At 33.8% G+C, this 22,418-nt stretch carries 11 protein-coding genes, 4 tRNA genes, 2 rRNA genes and 2 pseudogenes; 9 read left to right on the top strand and 10 right to left on the bottom strand.

The features are described from left to right. Nucleotides 1–147 precede the first annotated feature (147 nt). The gene (locus O1U_RS02940) at nt 148–960 is read left to right on the top strand and encodes a sporulation protein (RefSeq protein ID WP_040356548.1); all 813 of its coding nucleotides are present in this window, start codon (nt 148–150) and stop codon (nt 958–960) included. A 4-nt stretch (nt 961–964) separates the two neighbouring features. Here the strand turns inward: O1U_RS02940 and O1U_RS02935 are convergent. The 6 genes from O1U_RS02935 to O1U_RS02910 all read right to left on the bottom strand — a co-directional run bounded on the left by O1U_RS02935 (nt 965) and on the right by O1U_RS02910 (nt 6,444). Then, nucleotides 965–1,041: transfer RNA gene (locus O1U_RS02935), tRNA-Asp, on the bottom strand. Nucleotides 1,042–1,045: 4 nt separating this feature from the next. Continuing rightward, nucleotides 1,046–3,949: ribosomal RNA gene (locus O1U_RS02930) — 23S ribosomal RNA — on the bottom strand. Between the two features lie 173 nt (nt 3,950–4,122). Continuing rightward, nucleotides 4,123–4,198: transfer RNA gene (locus O1U_RS02925), tRNA-Val, on the bottom strand. Nucleotides 4,199–4,278: 80 nt separating this feature from the next. Next, nucleotides 4,279–4,355, bottom strand: a tRNA-Ile gene (locus O1U_RS02920). 78 nt (nt 4,356–4,433) lie between these two features. Further along, a 16S ribosomal RNA gene (locus tag O1U_RS02915) occupies nt 4,434–5,990 on the bottom strand. The 16S and 23S rRNA genes sit together here with 4 tRNA genes alongside, the layout of an rRNA operon. Nucleotides 5,991–6,358: 368 nt before the next feature. Next, nucleotides 6,359–6,444: transfer RNA gene (locus tag O1U_RS02910), tRNA-Leu, on the bottom strand. 244 nt (nt 6,445–6,688) lie between these two features. Between O1U_RS02910 and O1U_RS02905 the strand changes: the two genes are divergently transcribed. Beyond that, nucleotides 6,689–7,162 (top strand): RDD family protein, encoded by a 474-nt coding sequence (locus O1U_RS02905; protein WP_016503910.1) that lies wholly within the window; start codon nt 6,689–6,691, stop codon nt 7,160–7,162. 62 nt (nt 7,163–7,224) lie between these two features. Here the strand turns inward: O1U_RS02905 and lptG are convergent. Together lptG and lptF are read right to left on the bottom strand one after the other, a co-directional pair. Further along, nucleotides 7,225–8,297 (bottom strand): annotated as a pseudogene (gene lptG / locus O1U_RS02900) (LPS export ABC transporter permease LptG). 4 nt (nt 8,298–8,301) lie between these two features. Further along, nucleotides 8,302–9,402, bottom strand: a complete 1,101-nt coding sequence (gene lptF, locus O1U_RS02895) for an LPS export ABC transporter permease LptF (protein WP_016503909.1) — start codon at nt 9,400–9,402, stop codon at nt 8,302–8,304. A 183-nt stretch (nt 9,403–9,585) separates the two neighbouring features. On the opposite strand from lptF, the gene pepA reads away from it, so the two are divergent. The 7 genes from pepA to O1U_RS02860 all read left to right on the top strand — a co-directional run bounded on the left by pepA (nt 9,586) and on the right by O1U_RS02860 (nt 20,754). Then, nucleotides 9,586–11,085, top strand: coding sequence for a leucyl aminopeptidase (gene pepA, locus O1U_RS02890; RefSeq protein ID WP_016503908.1), 1,500 nt, complete (start codon nt 9,586–9,588; stop codon nt 11,083–11,085). A 252-nt stretch (nt 11,086–11,337) separates the two neighbouring features. After that, nucleotides 11,338–14,208: a valine--tRNA ligase gene (locus O1U_RS02885; RefSeq protein ID WP_040356546.1), complete on the top strand. Its 2,871-nt coding sequence runs from the start codon at nt 11,338–11,340 to the stop codon at nt 14,206–14,208. A gap of 55 nt (nt 14,209–14,263) precedes the next feature. After that, entirely contained in the window at nt 14,264–16,687 is a 2,424-nt protein-coding gene (gene lptD, locus O1U_RS02880) for an LPS assembly protein LptD (protein WP_241761346.1), read from the top strand. Between the two features lie 46 nt (nt 16,688–16,733). Further along, a complete protein-coding gene (locus O1U_RS02875; RefSeq protein WP_016503905.1) occupies nt 16,734–18,002 on the top strand; it encodes a peptidylprolyl isomerase in 1,269 nt (422 codons plus the stop codon). Beyond that, nucleotides 17,992–18,990, top strand: a complete 999-nt coding sequence (gene pdxA, locus O1U_RS02870; protein ID WP_016503904.1) for a 4-hydroxythreonine-4-phosphate dehydrogenase PdxA — start codon at nt 17,992–17,994, stop codon at nt 18,988–18,990. Before O1U_RS02875 ends, pdxA begins: the two co-directional genes overlap by 11 nt. Then, nucleotides 18,987–19,808 carry a 16S rRNA (adenine(1518)-N(6)/adenine(1519)-N(6))-dimethyltransferase RsmA gene (gene rsmA, locus O1U_RS02865; RefSeq protein ID WP_016503903.1) on the top strand — a complete coding sequence of 274 codons (822 nt, stop codon included), beginning with the start codon at nt 18,987–18,989 and terminating at the stop codon, nt 19,806–19,808. The genes pdxA and rsmA overlap by 4 nt, the downstream gene beginning before the upstream one ends. Before the next feature lie 115 nt (nt 19,809–19,923). Continuing rightward, on the top strand, nt 19,924–20,754 hold the full coding sequence (locus O1U_RS02860) for a symmetrical bis(5'-nucleosyl)-tetraphosphatase (protein WP_016503902.1): 831 nt from the start codon (nt 19,924–19,926) through the stop codon (nt 20,752–20,754). Between the two features lie 63 nt (nt 20,755–20,817). On the opposite strand, the gene folA is transcribed toward O1U_RS02860, so the two are convergent. Together folA and cgtA are read right to left on the bottom strand one after the other, a co-directional pair. Continuing rightward, on the bottom strand, nt 20,818–21,306 hold the full coding sequence (folA, locus tag O1U_RS02855; RefSeq protein WP_016503901.1) for a type 3 dihydrofolate reductase: 489 nt from the start codon (nt 21,304–21,306) through the stop codon (nt 20,818–20,820). 39 nt (nt 21,307–21,345) lie between these two features. Further along, a pseudogene (gene cgtA, locus O1U_RS02850) lies at nt 21,346–22,392 on the bottom strand (Obg family GTPase CgtA); the annotation flags it as partial. Between the last annotated feature and the right edge of the window lie 26 nt (nt 22,393–22,418).

Raw genomic sequence — 22,418 nt, 5'->3', positions numbered from 1 at the left:
AAAAACCATGAATAATCATTATTATTATTCAAGCAAGAACCAGTAAATTAGCATACTAACATAAACAATAATAATAAAAGAAAGATTTTAATTTTAAATAAGTCTAAGGTTATTATGTGTAATCTTTATCTAGGAGCTATTTTCTTCATGTCATTTTTTAAAAAAATCCTAGCAAGTTTTGAGAACAGTTTTATAACAGCTAATTCAATTATACAACAAGCAGTACTTTTTCCAGGAAAAGATATTAATATTAAAATCAATATTCATGGAAAACATAAAAAACAAATTATTAGTAATATTAATTTAAAACTATATTGTCATTATTTTGAAAAAAAGCATACTCAAAAAGATAACTTTTTCTATAAAAAACACTTTATTAAAATATCTCGATCACACACCCTATCTAATTGGAACCTAGCATTCCCTTTCAATATTAAATCTGGAGAAATTCGAGATTTCAATATAAGTATGAATGTACCATGGAACACACCAATTACCATTAATAATACAAAGGTATGGCTTGAAACAAAAATACATACCTCTATGTCTATAAATTCAATAAGTAATAAAGAATTACTTACAGTACGTCCTGATGCATTAATGGATCAAATTTTCACAGTACTTGAGGAACAAGGATTGCGTATTCGTCACGTAAAATGCGAAACGATTGAAGGTTTTATTTCTCCATTCATACAAAAATTTGAATTTGTTCCAACAATGGGACCATATCATGGCTATTGGCGTGAAATAGAAATAATCACACATAGGAGTAATAATTTCCTAAAACTATGGTTCGAAATTAATCGTAATCAAACAAAAAATTCAAAAGAAACATTAGGTAAATTATTAAGTATTGGAAAACTAAAATATCAATTAGAAATTTCTACTGAAACATGTATTCAAGAAGTTAGAAATATAGTATTAAACTACATTAATAGCACCTTATGGAGAAAAAAGTAATTTTTGGCGGAGTGGACGGGATTCGAACCCGCGACCCCCGGCGTGACAGGCCGGTATTCTAACCAGCTGAACTACCACTCCCTCCAAAATTATAAGCCTGGCAATTAGTACAGGTTAGCTTAACATTTCACAATGCTTATACACCCTGCCTATCAACGTCCTAGTCTTGAACAACCCTTCAGGACAACATATGTGCCTGGGAAGACTAATCTTAAGGCTCGCTTCCCGCTTAGATGCTTTCAGCGGTTATCGATTCCGAACTTAGCTACCGGGCAATGCATCTGGCGATACAACCCGAACACCAGAGGTTCGTCCACTTCGGTCCTCTCGTACTAGAAGCAGCCCCTTTCAATCTTCCAACGCCCACGACAGATAGGGACCGAACTGTCTCACGACGTTCTAAACCCAGCTCGCGTACCACTTTAAATGGCGAACAGCCATACCCTTGGGACCGACTCCAGCCCCAGGATGTGATGAGCCGACATCGAGGTGCCAAACACCGCCGTCGATATGAACTCTTGGGCGGTATCAGCCTGTTATCCCCGGAGTACCTTTTATCCGTTGAGCGATGGCCCTTCCATTCAGAACCACCGGATCACTATGACCTGCTTTCGCATCTGCTCGAATTGTCATTCTCGCAGTTAAGCGGGCTTATGCCATTGCACTAACCTCACGATGTCCAACCGTGATTAGCCCACCTTCGTGCTCCTCCGTTACTCTTTAGGAGGAGACCGCCCCAGTCAAACTACCCACCAGACACTGTCCTCACCCCGGATAACGGGGCTAAGTTAGAATATCAAACATATAAGGGTGGTATTTCAAGGTCGGCTCCACCCATACTAGCGTACTGGTTTCAAAGCCTCCCACCTATCCTACACATATAAGTTCAACATTCAGTGCCAAGCTGTAGTAAAGGTTCACGGGGTCTTTCCGTCTAGCCGCGGGTATACTGCATCTTCACAGCAATTTCAATTTCACTGAGTCTCGGGTGGAGACAGCATGGCCATCATTACGCCATTCGTGCAGGTCGGAACTTACCCGACAAGGAATTTCGCTACCTTAGGACCGTTATAGTTACGGCCGCCGTTTACCGGGGCTTCGATCAAAAGCTTTGACTTTTTATAAGTCTAACCTTATCAATTAACCTTCCGGCACCGGGCAGGCGTCACACCGTATACTTCATCTTACGATTTTGCACAGTGCTGTGTTTTTAATAAACAGTTGCAGCCATCTGGTATCTGCGACTTTCAACAGCTATATTCGCAAAGAACTTCACCGTTAAAAGTGTACCTTCTCCCGAAGTTACGGTACCAATTTGCCTAGTTCCTTCACCCGAGTTCTCTCAAGCGCCTCGGTATTCTCTACCTGACCACCTGTGTCGGTTTAGAGTACGATTCTTTACAATCTGTAAGCTTAGAGGATTTTCCTGGAAGCATGGCATCAATGACTTCACTACCATAGCAGCTCGACATCATATCTCAGCGTAAAATAATCCGGATTTCCCTAAACTATTCGCCTACATATTTGAACCTGGACAACCGTCGCCAGGCACACCTAGCCTTCTCCGTCCCCCCATCGCAATTGCAAAAAGTACGGGAATATTAACCCGTTTACCATCGATTACGCCTATCGGCCTCACCTTAGGAGTCGACTTACCCTGCCCCGATTAACGTTGGACAGGAACCCTTAGTCTTCCGGCGTGAGGGTTTTTCACCCTCATTATCGTTACTCATGTCAGCATTCGCACTTCTGATACCTCCAACATGCCTTACGACATATCTTCAACAGCTTACAGAACGCTCCCCTACCCAATATAACCAGTTGGTTATATTGCCGCAGCTTCGGTTTGTAGCTTAGCCCCGTTATATCTTCCGCGCAGGCCGACTCGACTAGTGAGCTATTACGCTTTCTTTAAATGATGGCTGCTTCTAAGCCAACATCCTAGCTGTTTAAGCCTTCCCACATCGTTTCCCACTTAGCTACAAATTAGGGACCTTAGCTGGCGGTCTGGGTTGTTTCCCTTTCCACGATGGACGTTAGCACCCACCGTGTGTCTCCCGGACATTACTTACTGGTATTCGGAGTTTGCAAAGGGTTGGTAAGTCGGGATGACCCCCTAGCCTTAACAGTGCTCTACCCCCAGTAGTATTCATCCGAGGCGCTACCTAAATAGCTTTCGGGGAGAACCAGCTATCTCCAGGTTTGATTGGCCTTTCACCCCTAACCACAAGTCATCCGCTAATTTTTCAACATTAGTCGGTTCGGTCCTCCAGCTGATGTTATTCAACCTTCAACCTGCTCATGGCTAGATCACCTGGTTTCGGGTCTATATCCAGAGACTAAAATAGCCCAGTTAAGACTCGGTTTCCCTTCGGCTCCCTTATGCAGTTAACCTTGCCACTGAATATAAGTCGCTGACCCATTATACAAAAGGTACGCAGTCACACTGAATAACAGCGCTCCTACTGCTTGTATGTACACGGTTTCAGGTTCTATTTCACTCCCCTCACAGGGGTTCTTTTCACCTTTCCCTCACGGTACTAGTTCACTATCGGTCAGTCAGTAGTATTTAGCCTTGGAGGATGGTCCCCCCATATTCAAACAGGATATCACGTGTCCCGCCTTACTCGATTTCACTAATAATGTACTGTCGGTTACGGGGATATCACCCTGTATCACAGCACTTTCCAGAGCTTTCACCTAATACATTAATAGTTTAAGGGCTACTCCAATTTCGCTCGCCACTACTTTCGGAATCTCATATTGATTTCTACTCTTCGAGGTACTTAGATGTTTCAGTTCCCTCGATTTACTTCATAATGCTATATATTCACATTATGATATACACTTGCGTGTATAGGTTTCCCCATTCGGAAATCCCAGACTCAAGCGGATTTTACTTCCTTATCTAGGCTTATCGCAAGTTAATACGTCCTTCATCGCCCCTGACTGCCAAGGCATCCACCGGTGTACACTTAATTACTTAACCATACAACCCTAAAAAGTTTTAATATAACAAATAATTTATCTTTCTATTAAATTAATGCCAGGATAACTTTATTATCCTAAATTAACTAACAGAATTATCTGTCTAGTTTTCTAAATTGTTAAAGAACAGGCTTTAACTATTATTTAAATTGGTAATTTTAATCGTTTAATCATTGGTGGGCAATACTGGACTCGAACCAGTGACCCCCTGCTTGTAAGGCAGGTGCTCTACCAACTGAGCTAATCGCCCTTCTCCTTGCATACATTAGCTTTAAGTATGAACGTTCAATTTTAACTCCTTTTGGTAATAACTTAAATATTCAAAAGGATTGGTGGGTCTGAGTGGACTTGAACCACCGACCTCCCGCTTATCAGGCGAACGCTCTAACCAACTGAGCTACAGACCCAATATCTAACTAAACTCTTTAACTTTAAATTAATCTAATTAATTTGTGTGAGCACTCATTCAAACAATCCTGATATTTTAAGGAGGTGATCCAGCCCCAGGTTCCCCTAGGGCTACCTTGTTACGACTTCACCCCAGTCATGAACCACAAAGTGGTGAGCGTCCTCTCGAAAGTTAAACTACCCACTTCTTTTGCAACCCACTCCCATGGTGTGACGGGCGGTGTGTACAAGGCCCGGGAACGTATTCACCGTAGCGTGCTGATCTACGATTACTAGCGATTCCGACTTCATGGAGTCGAGTTGCAGACTCCAATCCGGACTACGATGTACTTTAGGGGATTAGCTTACCATTACTGGTTGGCAACCCTTTGTATACACCATTGTAGCACGTGTGTAGCCCTACTCGTAAGGGCCATGATGACTTGACGTCGTCCCCACCTTCCTCCGGTTTCTCACCGGCAGTCTCCTTGAAGTTCCCGACATTACTCGCTGGCAAACAAGGACAAGGGTTGCGCTCGTTGCGGGACTTAACCCAACATTTCACAACACGAGCTGACGACAGCCATGCAGCACCTGTCTCAAAGTTCCCGAAGGCACACCTGTATCTCTACTGGCTTCTTTGGATGTCAAAAGTAGGTAAGGTTCTTCGCGTTGCATCGAATTAAACCACATGCTCCACCGCTTGTGCGGGCCCCCGTCAATTCATTTGAGTTTTAATCTTGCGACCGTACTCCCCAGGCGGTCTACTTAACGCGTTAACTACGAAAGCTACAGCTCAAGGCCACAACCTCCAAGTAGACATCGTTTACGGCATGGACTACCAGGGTATCTAATCCTGTTTGCTCCCCACGCTTTCGCATCTGAGTGTCAGTATCTATCCAGGGGGTCGCCTTCGCCACTGGTATTCCTTCAGATCTCTACGCATTTCACCGCTACACCTGAAATTCCACCCCCCTCTATAGTACTCTAGTCTGACAGTTTTAAATGCAGTTCCGAGGTTAAGCCCCGGGCTTTCACATCTAACTTATCAAACCACCTACATGCGCTTTACGCCCAGTAATTCCGATTAACGCTCGCACCCTCCGTATTACCGCGGCTGCTGGCACGGAGTTAGCCGGTGCTTCTTGTGCAGTTAACGTCAAAATATACATGTATTAGATGCATATTCTTCCTCACTGCTGAAAGTGCTTTACAACCCTAAGGCCTTCTTCACACACGCGGCATGGCTGCATCAGGCTTGCGCCCATTGTGCAATATTCCCCACTGCTGCCTCCCGTAGGAGTCTGGACCGTGTCTCAGTTCCAGTGTGGCTGTTCATCCTCTCAGACCAGCTAGGGATCGTCGCCTTGGTAAGCCATTACCTTACCAACTAGCTAATCCCACCTAGGCGTATCCAATAGCGCAAGGCCTATAAAAGGTCCCCTGCTTTTCTCCAAAGAGTTTATGCGGTATTAGCCATCGTTTCCAATGGTTATCCCCCTCTACTGGGCAACTTCCTAGGCATTACTCACCCGTCCGCCGCTCGACAACCAATTATCCTTTTAAAAAAAGGATAGCTGTTGTTTCCGCTCGACTTGCATGTGTTAGGCCTGCCGCCAGCGTTCAATCTGAGCCATGATCAAACTCTTCAATTAAAGCTTTTGTTATCAAGGTAATTGCTTAATGAATACTCAATACATCAAAAAAATGTAAACCAACATTAGTTCCTATCAATTAAATAAATATCGATCGTTCCCTTTGTTGTTCACTAAACAAGCCTTTAAGACTGTTATCAAATAAGTGCTCACACAGATTAATAGATTTAATGTTATTAAAGAGCTTGCTTTCTTCTTTTACTAGAAAGAATCAAACATTCTAGCTAGATCCAACTCTGTGTCAAATACTTTTTATAAAATTTATATATGTAAATAAATTACTTTATTTAAAATAGCTATTATATGTTTTTTAGCTTCTGAATTACTGCCTTTGTATGAGGCTTTATCCCTCTCCAAAATAGAAAACTTGGTAGCTGTGAGCGGATTCGAACCGCTACGCCTTAACGGCAAGTGATTTTGAATCACTCATGTCTACCAATTCCATCACACAGCTAAACTTACAGTCATCCCCTATTTTTTTACTATACTAGTATAAAATATATAGAAATTAATGATGAATAAAATAATATAGCCTCAAGTGCTAATGCTTTTACATACCAACTTGAGGAATTATATGTAATCACTAAAATATTACAATAGTAAAGCAAAATGATTCTCTTTAAAATTTTGCTTTCTTTTACACTAAATTTTATTGAATTATAGTATCTTTACTATACCTGTTAAATGATCTTTTAAATATGAATAAAATAAATTCACTTCCTCCTGCTGGATTGATACGTCGTTTGGGAGCACTTTTGTATGATTCTCTCATTATTCTTGCGATTGAAATTATTGCAGCTGGTATCGTTATTGCAATTATTTTTGCATTGCATTCTTTAGAGATAGTACACTATGGTGAATATGGTGATCCTGCAGGGTTGTTAGATAAACATCCTATATTAAGTCAATTGTTTGCAATTTATTTAAGCATAATATGGATCTGCTTTTTCCATTTTTTTTGGGTAAAAACAGGTCAAACTTTAGGCATGAAAACTTGGAGAATACAATTGCGTAACCAAGATGGGAGAAGTGTAATTACAATTTCACAAGCTTTTATTCGATTAGCTACATCTGTGTTTGGTATTGCAAATTTTTCTATGCTTTTTAACATGCAACAACAAAGTTTTCATGATGTTCTCTCAAAAACCCAAATTGTGGTATTAAAGGATTAATATGCTTTGGTAATTTTACTATTTAAATTTAGCTATATAATCAATATTCCTTCTTTCTTTTTTTATATATTTTTCTTTAATAAAATTATAGCTACAAGTAAAAACATAACGTTAGGTGCAATTGCAGCAAAAACTGGTGGAATAGAATAAACTAAACTGAAAGGAGAAAGAAATTCACCCGAAATATAAAAAATAAATCCTGCAATTATTCCAAATAGCATCTTTGTTCCCATGGTAACGCTACGCAATGGACCAAAAATAAATGAAAAAGCCATTAACATCATAACTGCAATAGTAAAAGGCTGACTTCCTTTTCTCCAAAGTGCTAATCTATAATGCGAAGAATCTTGTTCTGAATTTTCTAGATAAGTTATGTAATGATATAAGCCACTAAAAGATAATTCTTCAGGTTTCATGGTTACCACTGCTAACTTATCAGGAGAAAGAGGGGTATTCCAATGATAAATTGGTAATATTTTTTTGAAATATTGCTTCCATTACGCATATCAGTAATTTGAGCATCCTTCATTTCCCATGTATCATCATTGCTAATGAAGTTAGCTTCCTTTGAAGATATAACTAATGTGAGATGTTTTTTATCATCAAATTTCCATATTTTTAAATTATGGATTTTATTAAATTCTACTTTACCCATAAAAATAAAGTCGTTACTATCTCTGGCCCAAACAGCAGTACGCAATAAAATTAAATTACCACCAGAAATTGCAATCGCTCTTAAATCACGAGCCATTTTTTGTGCTTGTGGGACTCCCCATTGACTAAAAATAGTCATAATAAACATTAATGGTACAGCGGTTTTAAGAACTGATACACCAATATTTAGCTTAGAAAACCCTGCAGCTTGCATAACAACTAATTCAGAATTTTCTGCAAGGACTCCAAGACCAATTAATGACCCAAGCATCACTGCCATAGGAAAAAACATTTCTAGATCACGAGGAATACTTAGTATTACAAATAATAAAGCTTGCAATAAATCATAGTTTCCTTCACCTACTTTTTTTAATTGTTCTACATATTTAATAATACTAGATAAACCAATAAAAGTGATTAGTACAAGCAAAATGCTTGTACTAATTGTTTTGCCAATATATACATCTATGATTTTAAACATGTATTTAAATTACCCTATCTATCTTTATTTTATCTTTAAGTTTTCTTACTAATACAGTATCCATACAATTTAGTACTACAGCAGAAACTAAAAGCCCAAAATTAATTGGCCACATACCAACAAAGATAGGAATAGATCCCTCTTCAATCGCTGATTTAATAGCACTGACTGATAAAAAATAAGTTAAATAAATTAATATTGCTGGTCCTATTTTTACAAAACGCCCCTGACGAGGATTTACTGAAGATAAAGGAATAGCTAATATTGTTAATAAAGGAACAGACACTACTACTGATAAACGCCATTGCAACTCAGCTTGAGCCTCTGCTGTAGAGTTAGATATAAGGTCTAACGTTGGAATTGCTTTCCATTCTTTTCCTTCAGTTTGTATAACACGTCGTCCTATTATCCCCTCGTATTCATCAAATTCAGTAATATGATAATCAAGATGATTTGGTATCCCTTCATAGCGTGTTCCTTCATACATAGTAATCATATAACGACCATCATCAGTAATTTTGATATCACCAAAATTAGAGAATATTATACTTGGCAAAATTGAATTTTTTGGACGAATCTGAGCAACAAAAACATTTTTTAATTTTTTATCTTGAATATCATCAATAAAAACTACTGAAAACCCATCAGAAATACGATGAAAACTTCCTTTTCTTAAAAGATCTACACTATTCCCTGATATGTATTGCTCCATTAATTCTGCTTCTCTATTTGCACTCCATGGTGCTAACCAAAATGAATTAAATGCAGCTATACAACCAGTAATAATTGATAAATATAATGCAGAACGCATTAAAAAATGATTACCAATACCCATTGAATTCATAACAATAATTTCGCTTGAAGTATATAAACGACCAAAAGTTAATAAAATACCGAGATACAAGCTAAATGGTAACATGAATAATCCAACTGCTGGCATGTTAAGAGTAACAATTGATAGAATCATTTTAGCAGGAATTACTCCATCTGATACTTCTGCTAAAACCTGTATAAATTTTTGACATAGAAAAACTAAAAAAAAGATAAAAAATATTGAAAGTTGGCTTTTAAATGTTTCATAGGTCAAATATCTAATAATAATCACAATGAAAGTACCTACATAAAACTTGTTTTTTAAACATTAAATCACTATATTTCTAAATCTTCAGTTTTGTTAGTATTTGCTAGCTTAGATTCTTGCTTAAGTACTGTGCTGGTTTATAGTATTTAGAATAAAAGTATTATCTAACATTTAGTTCTATTTGTCTTTAAGATGTCGGAGTAAGTAATGAAGTTTAGCGTTAAAAGTGAAAGTCCAGAAAATCAATGCAGCGCATGTATCATTGTTGGTGTTTTTGAACAATGTCATCTTTCTTTAGCAGCTCAACAAGTAGATAGAATAAGCGGAAATTATATTAGTTCCTTACTTAATCATGAAGATTTAAAAGGTAAACTAGGAGAAACGTTACTTTTATATAATGTACCATCTCTACTTTCAAAACGAGTTTTACTTGTTGGTTGTGGAAAAAAGTCTGATCTTGACCAATACCAGTATAAAAAAATCATCCAAAAGATGATCCAAAAATTAAATAAGATAGGTTCAAAAGAAGCTATATGTTTTTTAACTGATCTTTCTGTTAAAAAGCAAAATACTTACTGGAAAATCCGTCAAGCAATTGAAACTATTCAAGATAATCTTTATTCATTTGAAAAATTTAAGACTACTATACCAAAATTTTCACATCGATTAGGTAGATTAGAATTTAACGTATTGAATTCTAATGAATTAGTAGAAGCTGAAAAAGCAATGACTCATGCTCTTGCTATTGCTTCTGGAATAAAAGCATCAAAAGATCTTGGTAACATGCCACCAAATATTGCAAATCCAACGTATTTATCTTCTCAAGCTCTCAAGATGGCTAGCAAGTATGATAATATTATTACAACTATTATTTCTGAAAACGAAATGAAAGAACTAGGGATGGCAGCTTATCTTGCTGTCGGTTATGGTTCTAAGAATGAATCTAGCATGTCTATTATAGAATATAAAGGGAATCCTAATGCTAAGGCAAAACCAATCGTGTTAGTAGGGAAAGGACTTACTTTCGACTCTGGAGGTATTTCTCTCAAACCAAGTGAGAAGATGGATGAAATGAAGTATGATATGTGTGGTGCTGCCTCTGTGTTTGGTACAATGAAAGCATTAGCGAGATTGGATTTACCAATCAATGTAGTGGCTATTCTCGCTGGTTGCGAAAATATGCCTAGTAGCGACGCTTACCGACCTGGCGATATACTTACTACAATGTCAGGTCAAACAGTGGAAGTACTAAATACTGATGCTGAGGGCCGACTAGTACTTTGTGATGTACTCACTTATGTTCAACGTTTTGATCCTGACTGCATAATTGATATAGCGACCTTAACGGGTGCATGTGTGATTGCACTCGGTCATCATGTTAGCGCTCTAATGTCTAACCATCATCCTTTAGCTTGTGAATTGATAAGTGCTTCTGAACAAGCAAATGATCAAGTATGGCAACTCCCAATCTTAAATGATTATCAGGAACAGATTAAAAGCAAATTTGCAGATATTGCTAATATTGGTGATCGTTCTGCTGGGGCTATTACTGCTGCTTGTTTTTTATCTAGATTCACTAAAAAGTATCATTGGGCACATATTGATATAGCAGGTACAGCTTGGAAATCAAAAGGTTCAACCGGTCGACCAGTATCTATGCTTGTTCAATTCTTACTAAATCGTTCTAAAGCAGTGAACAAAAAATAGATTATATCTAGCTAGTTTAAAAACTTAGGGAATCGACTACTACTTCAGCAATGTTTATTCTCTAATTTATAATTTTTTTTACCAGTATCTTGTACTTACTTACATACTTTTAAATTTAGGAAGTTTTATTTCTAAGCTAGCTTTCAAAAAAGTAAGTTATATTAATACTTATATAGTATATATTATTAATATCTCCTTTCTAGAACTTTTAAAATAAAACTATTCTATTGGATTAAAATAATATTGAATTCTATGGAAAAAATATATAAACCAGAGTTAATTGAAGAAACTTTATATACCAATTGGGAAAAAAAAGGCTACTTTAAGCCACATGGTGACACTTCAAAAGATTCTTTCAGTATTGTCATACCGCCACCGAATATTACTGGAACTTTACACATAGGTCATGCATTTCAAACTACCATCATGGATACTTTAATTCGATATCAACGTATGAAAGGGAAAAATACCCTCTGGCAGGTTGGTACTGACCATGCTGGTATTGCTACTCAAATGATTGTTGAACGTAAAATTGCCAGAGAAGAAAACAAAAATAAATATGACTTTGATCGTGAAGATTTCATAAAAAAAATATGGGAATGGAAGAAAGAATCTAGCTCCACAATCACTGAGCAACTACGTCGACTTGGAGCTTCTGTAGATTGGGATCGAGAACGTTTTACTATGGATAAAGGCTTCTCTGAAGCTACAAAAGAAGCCTTCGTACGTCTTTATGAAGATGATCTTATCTACCGAGGTAAACGTCTGGTTAATTGGGATCCAAAACTATGTACAGCAATCTCTGACCTTGAGATAGAACATAAAATTCAAAAAGGTTATATGTACTATTTCCGTTATCCGTTAATAAATAGAACAATGACAAAACATAGTCAAAATTATGTCATTGTGGCGACAACAAGACCAGAAACTATATTAGGTGATACTGCTGTGGCAGTTAATCCAAAGGATTTTCGTTATAAAGATCTAATTGGTAAAAAAATCTTGCTTCCAATCACTAATCGATTAATTCCTATTATTGCTGATGATCATGCTAACATGAAAAAAGGTACAGGTTGCGTAAAAATTACACCAGCACATGACTTTGATGATTATGAAGTTGGACAACGTCATAATTTACCAATCATTAATATCTTAACTTTAAATGCCTGTATTAGAACTTCATCTGAAATTTTTACAACTGATGGAAAAAAAAGTAGTGTATATAATACTGAACTTCCAAAACAGTATCATGGAATGGAACGTTTTTCTGCACGAAAAGCCATTGTTTCAGAACTTAAACATTTAGGTTTAGTTGATAAAATCGAACAACATGACATAACAATTCCATATGGTGACCGCAGTGCTGTAGTTATCGAACCAAGACTTACTAATCAATGGTATGTTCGAACAAAATCTCTTGCTAAACCTGCTATTAAAGCAGTAAAAAACGGTCAGATTCGATTTTTTCCTAAACAGTATGAAAATATGTACTTTTCTTGGATGGAAAAACTTCAAGATTGGTGCATTTCTCGTCAACTTTTGTGGGGACACCGTATCCCTGCATGGTATGATAGTCAAGGAAAAGTGTATGTTGGTCGCACTGAAAATGAAGCAAGAAAAAAAAACAATCTTAATTCTTCTATCATATTACAACAAGACAATGATGTCCTTGATACTTGGTTTTCTTCTTCTCTTTGGATATTTGCTACACAAGACTGGCCCCAAAATACTGAAAACTTCAGGATGTTCTATCCTTCAAACGTTCTAGTATCAGGTTTTGATATCATATTTTTTTGGGTTGCACGAATGATTATGATGAGCTCGTATTTTATTAAAGATAAAAATAATAATTCGCAAGTACCTTTTAAAGTAGTTTATATGACAGGACTTATACGTGATGAAAACGGTCAAAAAATGTCTAAATCAAAAGGTAATGTTCTAGATCCAATAGATATAATTGATGGAATCAGTTTAGAGTCTTTAGTAAGTAAACGTTGTGATAATCTTATGCAAACTAAACTAGAAAAAAAAATAGAAAAAAATACACGGCAAACCTTCAGAGAAGGTATTACTCCTTACGGTACCGACGCATTACGTTTTACCCTTGCAGCGATAGCTAATACTGGCCGTGATATTCACTGGGATATGAATCGTCTTAAAGGTTATCGTAACTTCTGCAATAAACTATGGAATGCTGGCCGTTTCGTATTAATGAATGTAAAACATAAAGATTATAATTTTAAAAAAGATAAAAAATTTGAATATTCATTGACTGATAAATGGATTCAATCTCAATGTGAAATAACAACAAAAAATTTCACTTCGCACATAGATAACTATCGTATAGACCTAGCCGCTAACAGTCTATATGAATTTATCTGGAATCAATTTTGCGATTGGTATCTGGAATTCATTAAATTTGTTTTAACAAAAGGACAAGAAAGAGAAAAAGAAGCAGCACGTTATACCCTAATTACAGTGTTAGAAAAAACACTCCGTCTTACTCATCCTATTATGCCTTACATTACAGAATCCATATGGAAAAACATCAAACCACTTATGTATGGTATTGAGGGAGATACTATTATGCTTCAAAATTTCCCTCAATATGAAGATTCAAAATATAATCAAGAGGCAATTAATAATACTGAATGGATAAAAAAATTTATCATTAGCATCCGTAATTTACGTTATAAATATAAAATTTTACCAAATAAAAAACTACATGCTATTATGAAAATTAATCCAGGAGAAAAAAAATATTTAGAAAATAATCAAAATTTATTATTATCATTTTCTAAATTAAAGAAAATCGAACTTATTAATGAACACGATAAGCTCCCTCCATACGTAACAACAATGCTTATTGGTAAATCTGAATTATTTATTGTAATGGAAAATCTTACTGATAAAAGGAAAGAACTTATAGAACTAAATAGTAAAATGGAAAAAATCCAAATTAAAATTAAACACATTGAAAAAAAATTGGACAATACAAATTTTCTTTCAAAGGCACCAAAGGAAATTATAATAAAAGAAAGAAAAAAACTTAAACATTATGAAGAAACAATAATAAAACTTAAAGAGCAAAAGATAGTTATTAATCAAATAACAACTGTATAACTGTTTTTTTAATCTGCCAACTTGAACTTGCACTGTAGTTTAATAATGAAATATGATGAATTTACGAACATACATATTGTTTATGACGTTAGTTCTCCAAAATATTTTTGTTTTAAACTGGATTAAAAAGATAGAAAAAACCGATATCAAGTTTCTTTTAACTTTATTAAGAAATTTGATTAATGTTGTTTTTTTTACACTAATATCAACTCAAATCTTAGCCAAATCAGACAAATCTTTACAAGATGAATGCTGTTCCAACAAACAATGTGTAAATGCTAAATTGCCATTGATAGACTCTAATACATCATCAATTCAAATTGAAGCTAATTCATTAGAAGCTTTCAATCAAAATAAGGTAAAGTATTCTGGAAATGTTGTTATTGTTCAAGGTAACAAGCAAATTAAATCAGATACTGTAACATTATATGAAATAAATAAAAGGATTGTGGCACAAGGCAATGTTAATATTAACGATGGTAAATTAGATATTTTTTCTGATAAAGTAGTTAATTATTTTGATACTGATTTTATGCTAATGGAAAACAATAAATACAATTTCCTATGTAAACCAGGACGAGGAGAAGCTTATAAAATATCAAAGATAGATAAAAGCACCTACATCATGGAAAATGCTTATATAACCTCTTGTTCAGAAAAAAATAATACTTGGAAATTAAATGCATCACGAATCGTGATAGATCAAAATAAAGAAGAAGCTACTTTTTACCATCCTCGATTTAAAATTTATAATTTTCCTATATTCTACTTACCAATCCTAACTGTACCTATTAGCAATACTCGAAAGACTGGTTTTCTATATCCAAATATTTCTTACGGTTCCAAAAATGGATTCACAATAGAAACTCCAATTTACTGGAACCTTTCAGAAAACTATGACTTAGAAACTACATTAATACATATGACAAAGCGTAATTTACAATTTAATAATAAATTTCGTTATTTATCTACATTTGGTTCAGGAACCATACACTTGGAATTTTTACCAAAAGATAAAAAACATCCAGAAAAAAAGAAGCGTTGGGGGCTACTTTATAAACACGAAGGCAACTTCCAACAAGATTGGAAATTAAAATTTAATTACTTAAAAATAAGCGACAATAATTATTTCTCTAATGTAAACTCAAATATTGGCAACCAAGAAAATAATCAAATTCAAGAAAGCAAAATAAGTTATTATTCAGATAAGTGGGATATTTCATTGCTAATACATAACTTGCAACCATTTACTGAAAATGATATTCCATATCGCATAATCCCTCAGTTTAATTTTAACTACTATGCACCAATGCTAATGAAATTTTTAGATTTTGATCTAACGGGACAAATATCAAAATTTAATGCTAATAATAAAAAAGCCCCATCGACAATACGCATACATATTGAACCAGGGTTAAAGGTACCAATTAGTAATAGCTGGGGTGTTTGGATTACTGAAGCACGATTACTCGGAACATATTATCAAGAGAAAACAGCTCCCTCTGCTCACTTAAAGAGACAAAAGAAACAAATTACTCGGCTTATACCGACATTTAAAACTCGTGGAAGTATTATTCTTGAACGTCATATGAAAACCTTTAAAAATTACATACAAACCTTAGAACCAGAAATTCAGTACTTATATATACCAGAGAAAGAAAAATCTAATAGTTCTTATGACACGACCTTTCTACAAACCGACTACTATCATCTTTTTCGAAATAGAAACTTTAGCAGTATTGATAAAATTGTTGGAAGTAACCAATTTAGTTATGCTGTATCTTCACGATTTTTTAATAATTCTTATAAAGAACGTCTAAATATTTCGTTAGGTCAAATTTTTTATCTGAAGAAAAACTTTACTAATATTCAGTCAAATATAAGTTCTTCTCACTATTCTAGTTTATCTGCTACAATGGATTTTAACTACGATGATAATTTATTCTATCATAGTAATTTTCAATACGATACGAATAGTAAAAAAATTCAATTAAGCAATTTTACTTTAGAATATCAATTTAATAATGGATACTTACAAACTAGCTATCGTTATATTAAACCTAGTTATATTGAAAAAATTCTTGCCTATGGCTATTCTAAAGACAGATTAAAAGAGTTAAGTCAATCTAAAATATCACAACTAGGATTACTCACTGCATATCAAATAAATCATAAATGGCAGGCCAATGCACAATATTTTTTCGATCTTACAACCAAGCAAGAATTAGAATGGCTTACAGGTCTAGGCTATCATTCAAATTGTTGGTATGTTGCTCTTACATATAGCAAAGAACTAAAAAATCAAAAAACTAAGAACAATAAAAAACCTAAATATGAAGACCGTTTCAATCTTAAATTTGGTGTTTTGGGGTTTGGAACAAACTCTAATTTGAAGTTAAATAACAGAATTATTGGTAATGAATTTACCAGTAGATTAGGTTATAGTCATCCATTTTTATTGAAGCAATCTACAACTTAATTTATTTTTATACACCATAAATATTTTATCACAGGAGTACATCATATTGTGGAAATACATATTCTTTAGCTTTATTTTTCTTGCTAAAATAACGTTAGTAACTGCACAACCTGTTGAGCTAGACAAGATCAAAGTCATTGTTAATGAAGGTATAATACTCCAAAGTGAAGTTAATAAAAGACTTAAAATACTGAAGAATAGCATCAAAAAAGATAAAGATACAAAATTTCATTTTCAAAAAAAAACTTCAATTGAGCAAATACTAGAAGAACTAATTATTGAAACAATTCAACAACAAGAAGCTAAACATATTGGAATAAGCATAAGTAATGACTATTTAAACGATGTGATTACTAACATTATCAAAAATAATCGATTTAACATAAACAATCTAACTGAAAAAGACCTAAAAGAACAAATTCAAAAGAATCTTATGATAAAAGAAGTACGTAATATATTAATTCCTCGTCGTATCAAGATATTACCTATTGAACTCAAAAACTTAATTGCTTCACTTTTAAATGAAAGGGAAGAATTAGCTCAATATAAAATTATTCATATTCAACTTTGTTTTAACAAACAATTAAATAAAGAACAAATTCAAAATAAAGCAAAAATGTTACTTAACCAGATGAAAAAAAGCACACAACCAAAATCTACATTTTATGGCTGTTCAAAAGAACCTCAAGTAATAAAAAATAATAGAGGATGGATAGGTATAAAAGAAATGCCAACTATATTTGCTAATCAAATTAAACAAGCGAAAATAAATAAAGGAACTATAATTGGACCATTCCAAAGTAGTATTGGTTTACATATATTAAAAATAGAAGATATAAAAGACCCTAATCAAGTTATTGTAACTGAAGTAAATGCTCGTCATATTCTCATAAAACCAACATTAATCTCTGATGATGATGAAATCAAAAGAAAACTTAACGGATTTATCTATAAAATTAAAACAGGAAAAGCAAATTTTGAGCAACTTGCTCGAGAACATAGCCAAGACCTAAATTCTTCTGCAAACAATGGTGAGCTCGGATACCAAAGTACTGAATCATACTTGCCTGAATTTCAAGATAAAATTAAATTATTACCTATCGGTCAAATCAGTAAACCATTTAAAACTACGCATGGTTGGCATATCTTAGAAATATTAGATCGAAGAAAAACCGATCATACCGAATTATCAATAAAAAATAAAGCCCATCAAATTTTATTTGAACATAATTTTAACTTAGAAACACAGGAATGGTTACGAGAGATTTATGCAAATTCTTTCATTGAAATAATTCAGGATAAATATGAGCATTAAACGTATTATTATTACATCAGGAGAACCTGCAGGTATTGGTCCAGATCTTGCGTTATTCCTTTCGACTGAAAATTGGTCACATCAACTAATTATTTGTGCAGATAAGACTTTATTATCTAAACGTGCTCAATTATTGGGTATTGATGTGAATCTAATCAATTATGAAAGTAATATGAAACCTATTATGCAAAAAGCTGGTTCTTTAATTGTGGATCATATCCCCCTAAATGATATTGTTATTGCAGGGAAAATTAATCCAAACAACAGTTGTTATGTATTAAATATATTAGAAAAAGCTATTTTAGGTTGCATGAATAATGAATTTGACGCTATTGTTACCTGCCCTGTACATAAAGGAGCAATTAATCGTTCTGGTTTTTCCTTTAGTGGACATACTGAATTTTTAGCAGAAAAATCTAATACATCACTAGTTGTCATGATGTTGTCAACTAAAGGTCTTAAAGTTGCGTTAGCCACTACGCATATCCCATTATCTCAAGTATCTAAAACATTGACGAAAGATAAATTAGAAAAAACTATTCGTCTTCTTAACAGAGAATTAATTAAAAAATTTAGGATAAAAAGCCCTTCCATTTATGTATGTGGACTAAATCCACATGCAGGAGAAAATGGATTTCTTGGCAGAGAAGAAGTTGAGATGATTATCCCAACATTAGAAAAGATTCGTCAAAAATATGCAATTAATTTAATCGGACCTTTACCAGCTGATACAATTTTTAATGATAAATATCTAAAAAAGGCAGATGTTATACTTGGTATGTACCATGACCAAGTACTCCCTGTATTAAAATATAAAGGTTTTTCTCGTTCAGTTAATATTACTCTTGGTCTTCCTTTTATAAGAACTTCAGTTGATCACGGTACTGCACTTGAATTTGCAGGGAAAAGAAAAGCAATTAATATAAAAAGTCTTAGGACAGCAATTAAATATGCAGTAAATTTAGGGGAGAATCATCTTAAGATATGAAAAAAAAAATATACCTAGGACATAAAGCTCAAAAACGTTTTGGACAACACTTTTTAAAGGATCCTCATATTATTAAAGATATAGTTTCCTTAATAAATCCAAAATCAGAAGAAAATTTAGTAGAAATAGGTCCTGGCTTAGGTGCTATTACAGAAGCGATTAACCAAAAAATTAATTCTTCTTTTACCGTAATTGAACTTGATGATAGTCTAGTTCAACGCTTACGTAATCATCCTACGTTATCAAATAAATTAATCATATATCCAACAGATGCAACATGTTTTAACTTTGCTAGATTAATAAAAAAAAATAAAAAATTGCGTATCTTTGGTAATTTACCATATAACATATCCACTCCCTTATTATTCCATTTATTTAAATTTCATACCAATATTCAGGATATGCATTTCACATTACAAAAAGAAGTCGGAGATCGACTAACTGCGAAACCAGGTAGCAAAGCATATGGCCGATTAACTGTAATGGTGAAGTATTACTGTCAGCAAATACTTCCATTATTAAATATCCCATCAACATCATTTTTCCCTGAACCAAAAATTGATTCAGTATTTATTCAATTAGTATTACATGAAAAATCACTAAATTCAGAAAATAATCTTATTTGGCTAGATAAACTTTGCCGTAATGGTTTTAATCAAAGACGAAAAACTATCCGAAATTGCTATAAAGAATTACTTGATATAAAAGCATTTAAAACATTAGGTATCAATCCAGATATGAGACCAGAAAATTTAACCTTAGAAGAATTTATAGCAATGGCTAATTGGGCAAATTTAAACTGCAAATTAAACAATTAGATTTTTATTTATCCTTACCCAATTTTTACTAGGTAAGTGATTTTATTACATAGCATTTTATAATGTTTATTACCTGTCTAATTTAATATCTCTACTATATTTTTTGGAAAATATCATGTCTAATTACATTATAGGTGATATTCAAGGTTGCCTAAACGAACTTAAGTTACTAATCAAAAATATACCATTAGATTTTAATCAAGATACATTATGGTTTACAGGAGATCTTGTAGCACGAGGACCTAATTCTCTAGAAACCCTTAGATTTATAAAAAATTTAGGGAATAAAGCTAAAGTAGCTTTAGGAAATCATGATTTGCATTTACTAGCTATATACCTTGGCATAAAAAAAATGAAAAGACAGGATAATATTGCTGCTATTTTTTCGGCAAAAGATAAAGAAGAATTAGTGAACTGGCTGCGAACTCAATCTTTAATGATAGAACATGATGAGTTTATTGTATGCCATGCTGGGATTTCACCAGAATGGAATCTTTTTACAGCAAGAACAGCTGCCAGAGCAGTAGAAAAAGAACTTAAAAAAAAAAGCTGGTCTTGGATTATAAAAAACATGTATAGAAACACCCCAAATTCTTGGAGCAATACTCTAACAAAAAGTGAACGATACAGATATATAATTAATGCATTTACTCGAATGAGATTTTGCTATTCTGATGGAAAACTTGATATGAATCATAAAGCTTCACCAAATAAAGTAAAAAACAAAAAACTTAGCCCCTGGTTTAAACTTCCATCAAGACAACATTTAAATAAAACCATTCTATTTGGCCATTGGTCAACATTAGAAGGTTATAAAGATAATAACGTAATCAGTTTAGACACAGGTTGTGTGTGGGGAGGAACTTTGACAATGCTTCGTTGGGAAGATAAAACGTTCTTTATGCAAAAATCTATAAAAAAAAACACGTGTAATACTTTTAATTGAAAATTGAAAATAGATGGATAAATTTAGTACCTTTTTTTTGAAAAAAATGAGCATTTAGTGTGCTTATATATTACGTTCTAAAATTAAAAATGTCATATCATAAGAATTTCTTTTATCTGCAAAATGGTTTTTTTTATAAACTATACTCCACCCTGTTCCCCAATCTGGAAAGTAAGCATCTCCATGAAGATTACAATTTACATGTGTTAAATATAACCGTTGAGCTCTAGATAAATAAGATTGATAAATAGAAGCACCACCAATAATCATAACCTCATTGACATTTTCACCTAACACTTCTAAAGCCTCATCAAGTGAAAAAGCAGTTAATACCCCTTCTATCCTTAATTTTTTATCACGAGTAAGTACAATATTTTTTCGTTCAGGTAATACATACCCAATAGATTCAAAAGTCTTTCTTCCCATAATAATGGGTTTACCAATAGTACATCGCTTAAACCAAGAAAAATCAGCAGGAAGATACCAAAGCATTTTATTAGCATTTCCAATAGTTCGATCATTGGTTATTGCAGAAATCATGCTAATTAACATTAATATTTTTTTATTAACCTAATTCTTAATAAAGATTTAATTAACTGAATTTTCTTTAGAAACAGTTCTTATTTCAGAAAATAATTCCCCTAATACATTAGCTAATTTACTACAAAGTTCTTTAGTCCCTTGATTTTTAAGTGAAGAAATTTTAAAATAGTTCCCCTGCCAATTTAACCTTTCTAAGATACCCTGAACCTTTTTATTAACTTCTTTTTTTGGTAATAAATCGACCTTATTAAACACTAACCAGCGTGGTTTATTTACTAATTTTTTACTATACTCTCGAAGTTCATTAATGACCATCAATATGTCTCTTTCAGGTTGAGATTCATTAATAGAGTCTATATCAATCATATGTAACAGTACTCGGCAACGTTCAAGATGCTTCAAAAAACGAATACCTAAACCTGCACCATCAGAGGCACCTTTTATCAAACCAGGCAGATCTGCAATAACAAATCTATTCTTAGAAGAAAGATTAACTACACCTAAGCTAGGAATTAATGTAGTAAATGGATAATCTGAAACCTTTATTTTAGCTGAAGATACTGAGCGAACAAAAGTTGATTTACCTGAATTTGGCAATCCTAACATCCCTACATCAGCTAAAAGAAGAAGTTCTAAACGAAGCTCTCTTATCTGACCTTTAGTACCTAAAGTTCTTTGATATGGTACACGATTAACTGAAGATTTAAAACAAGAATTACCTAAACCGTGTAAGCCTCCTTTAGCGACAATAAGTTTTTCACCATGTTCAATCAGTTCTCCAATAATTTTGTTACTGTAAACATCAACAATACGTGTTCCAATGGGAACGCGTAATATCTTATCTTGTCCACTTTTACCAGTACAATTTCTGGAACCACCATTCTTTCCATTTTCTCCTAAATAAAAACGTTGAAAGCGATAATTGCTTAGTGTATTGAGGCTTTTATCAGCAAGGATATAAATATCACCACCATTGCCACCGTTACCGCCATCAGGTCCTCCCTTAGCAATAAACTTTTGACGCAAAAAACTGACGGCACCACTACCACCTGAACCAGCCTCAACTTTCACTATTGCTTCATCAACAAATTTCATTTTTTATACTCGAACTTTTAATAAGT

This window comes from Candidatus Photodesmus katoptron Akat1, from assembly GCF_000478685.1.
Taxonomy (GTDB): Bacteria; Pseudomonadota; Gammaproteobacteria; order Enterobacterales; family Vibrionaceae; genus Vibrio; species Vibrio anomalopis.
The sequence above is the reverse complement of the archived record's forward strand: the minus strand, read 5'-3'. Positions and strand labels throughout refer to the sequence as shown.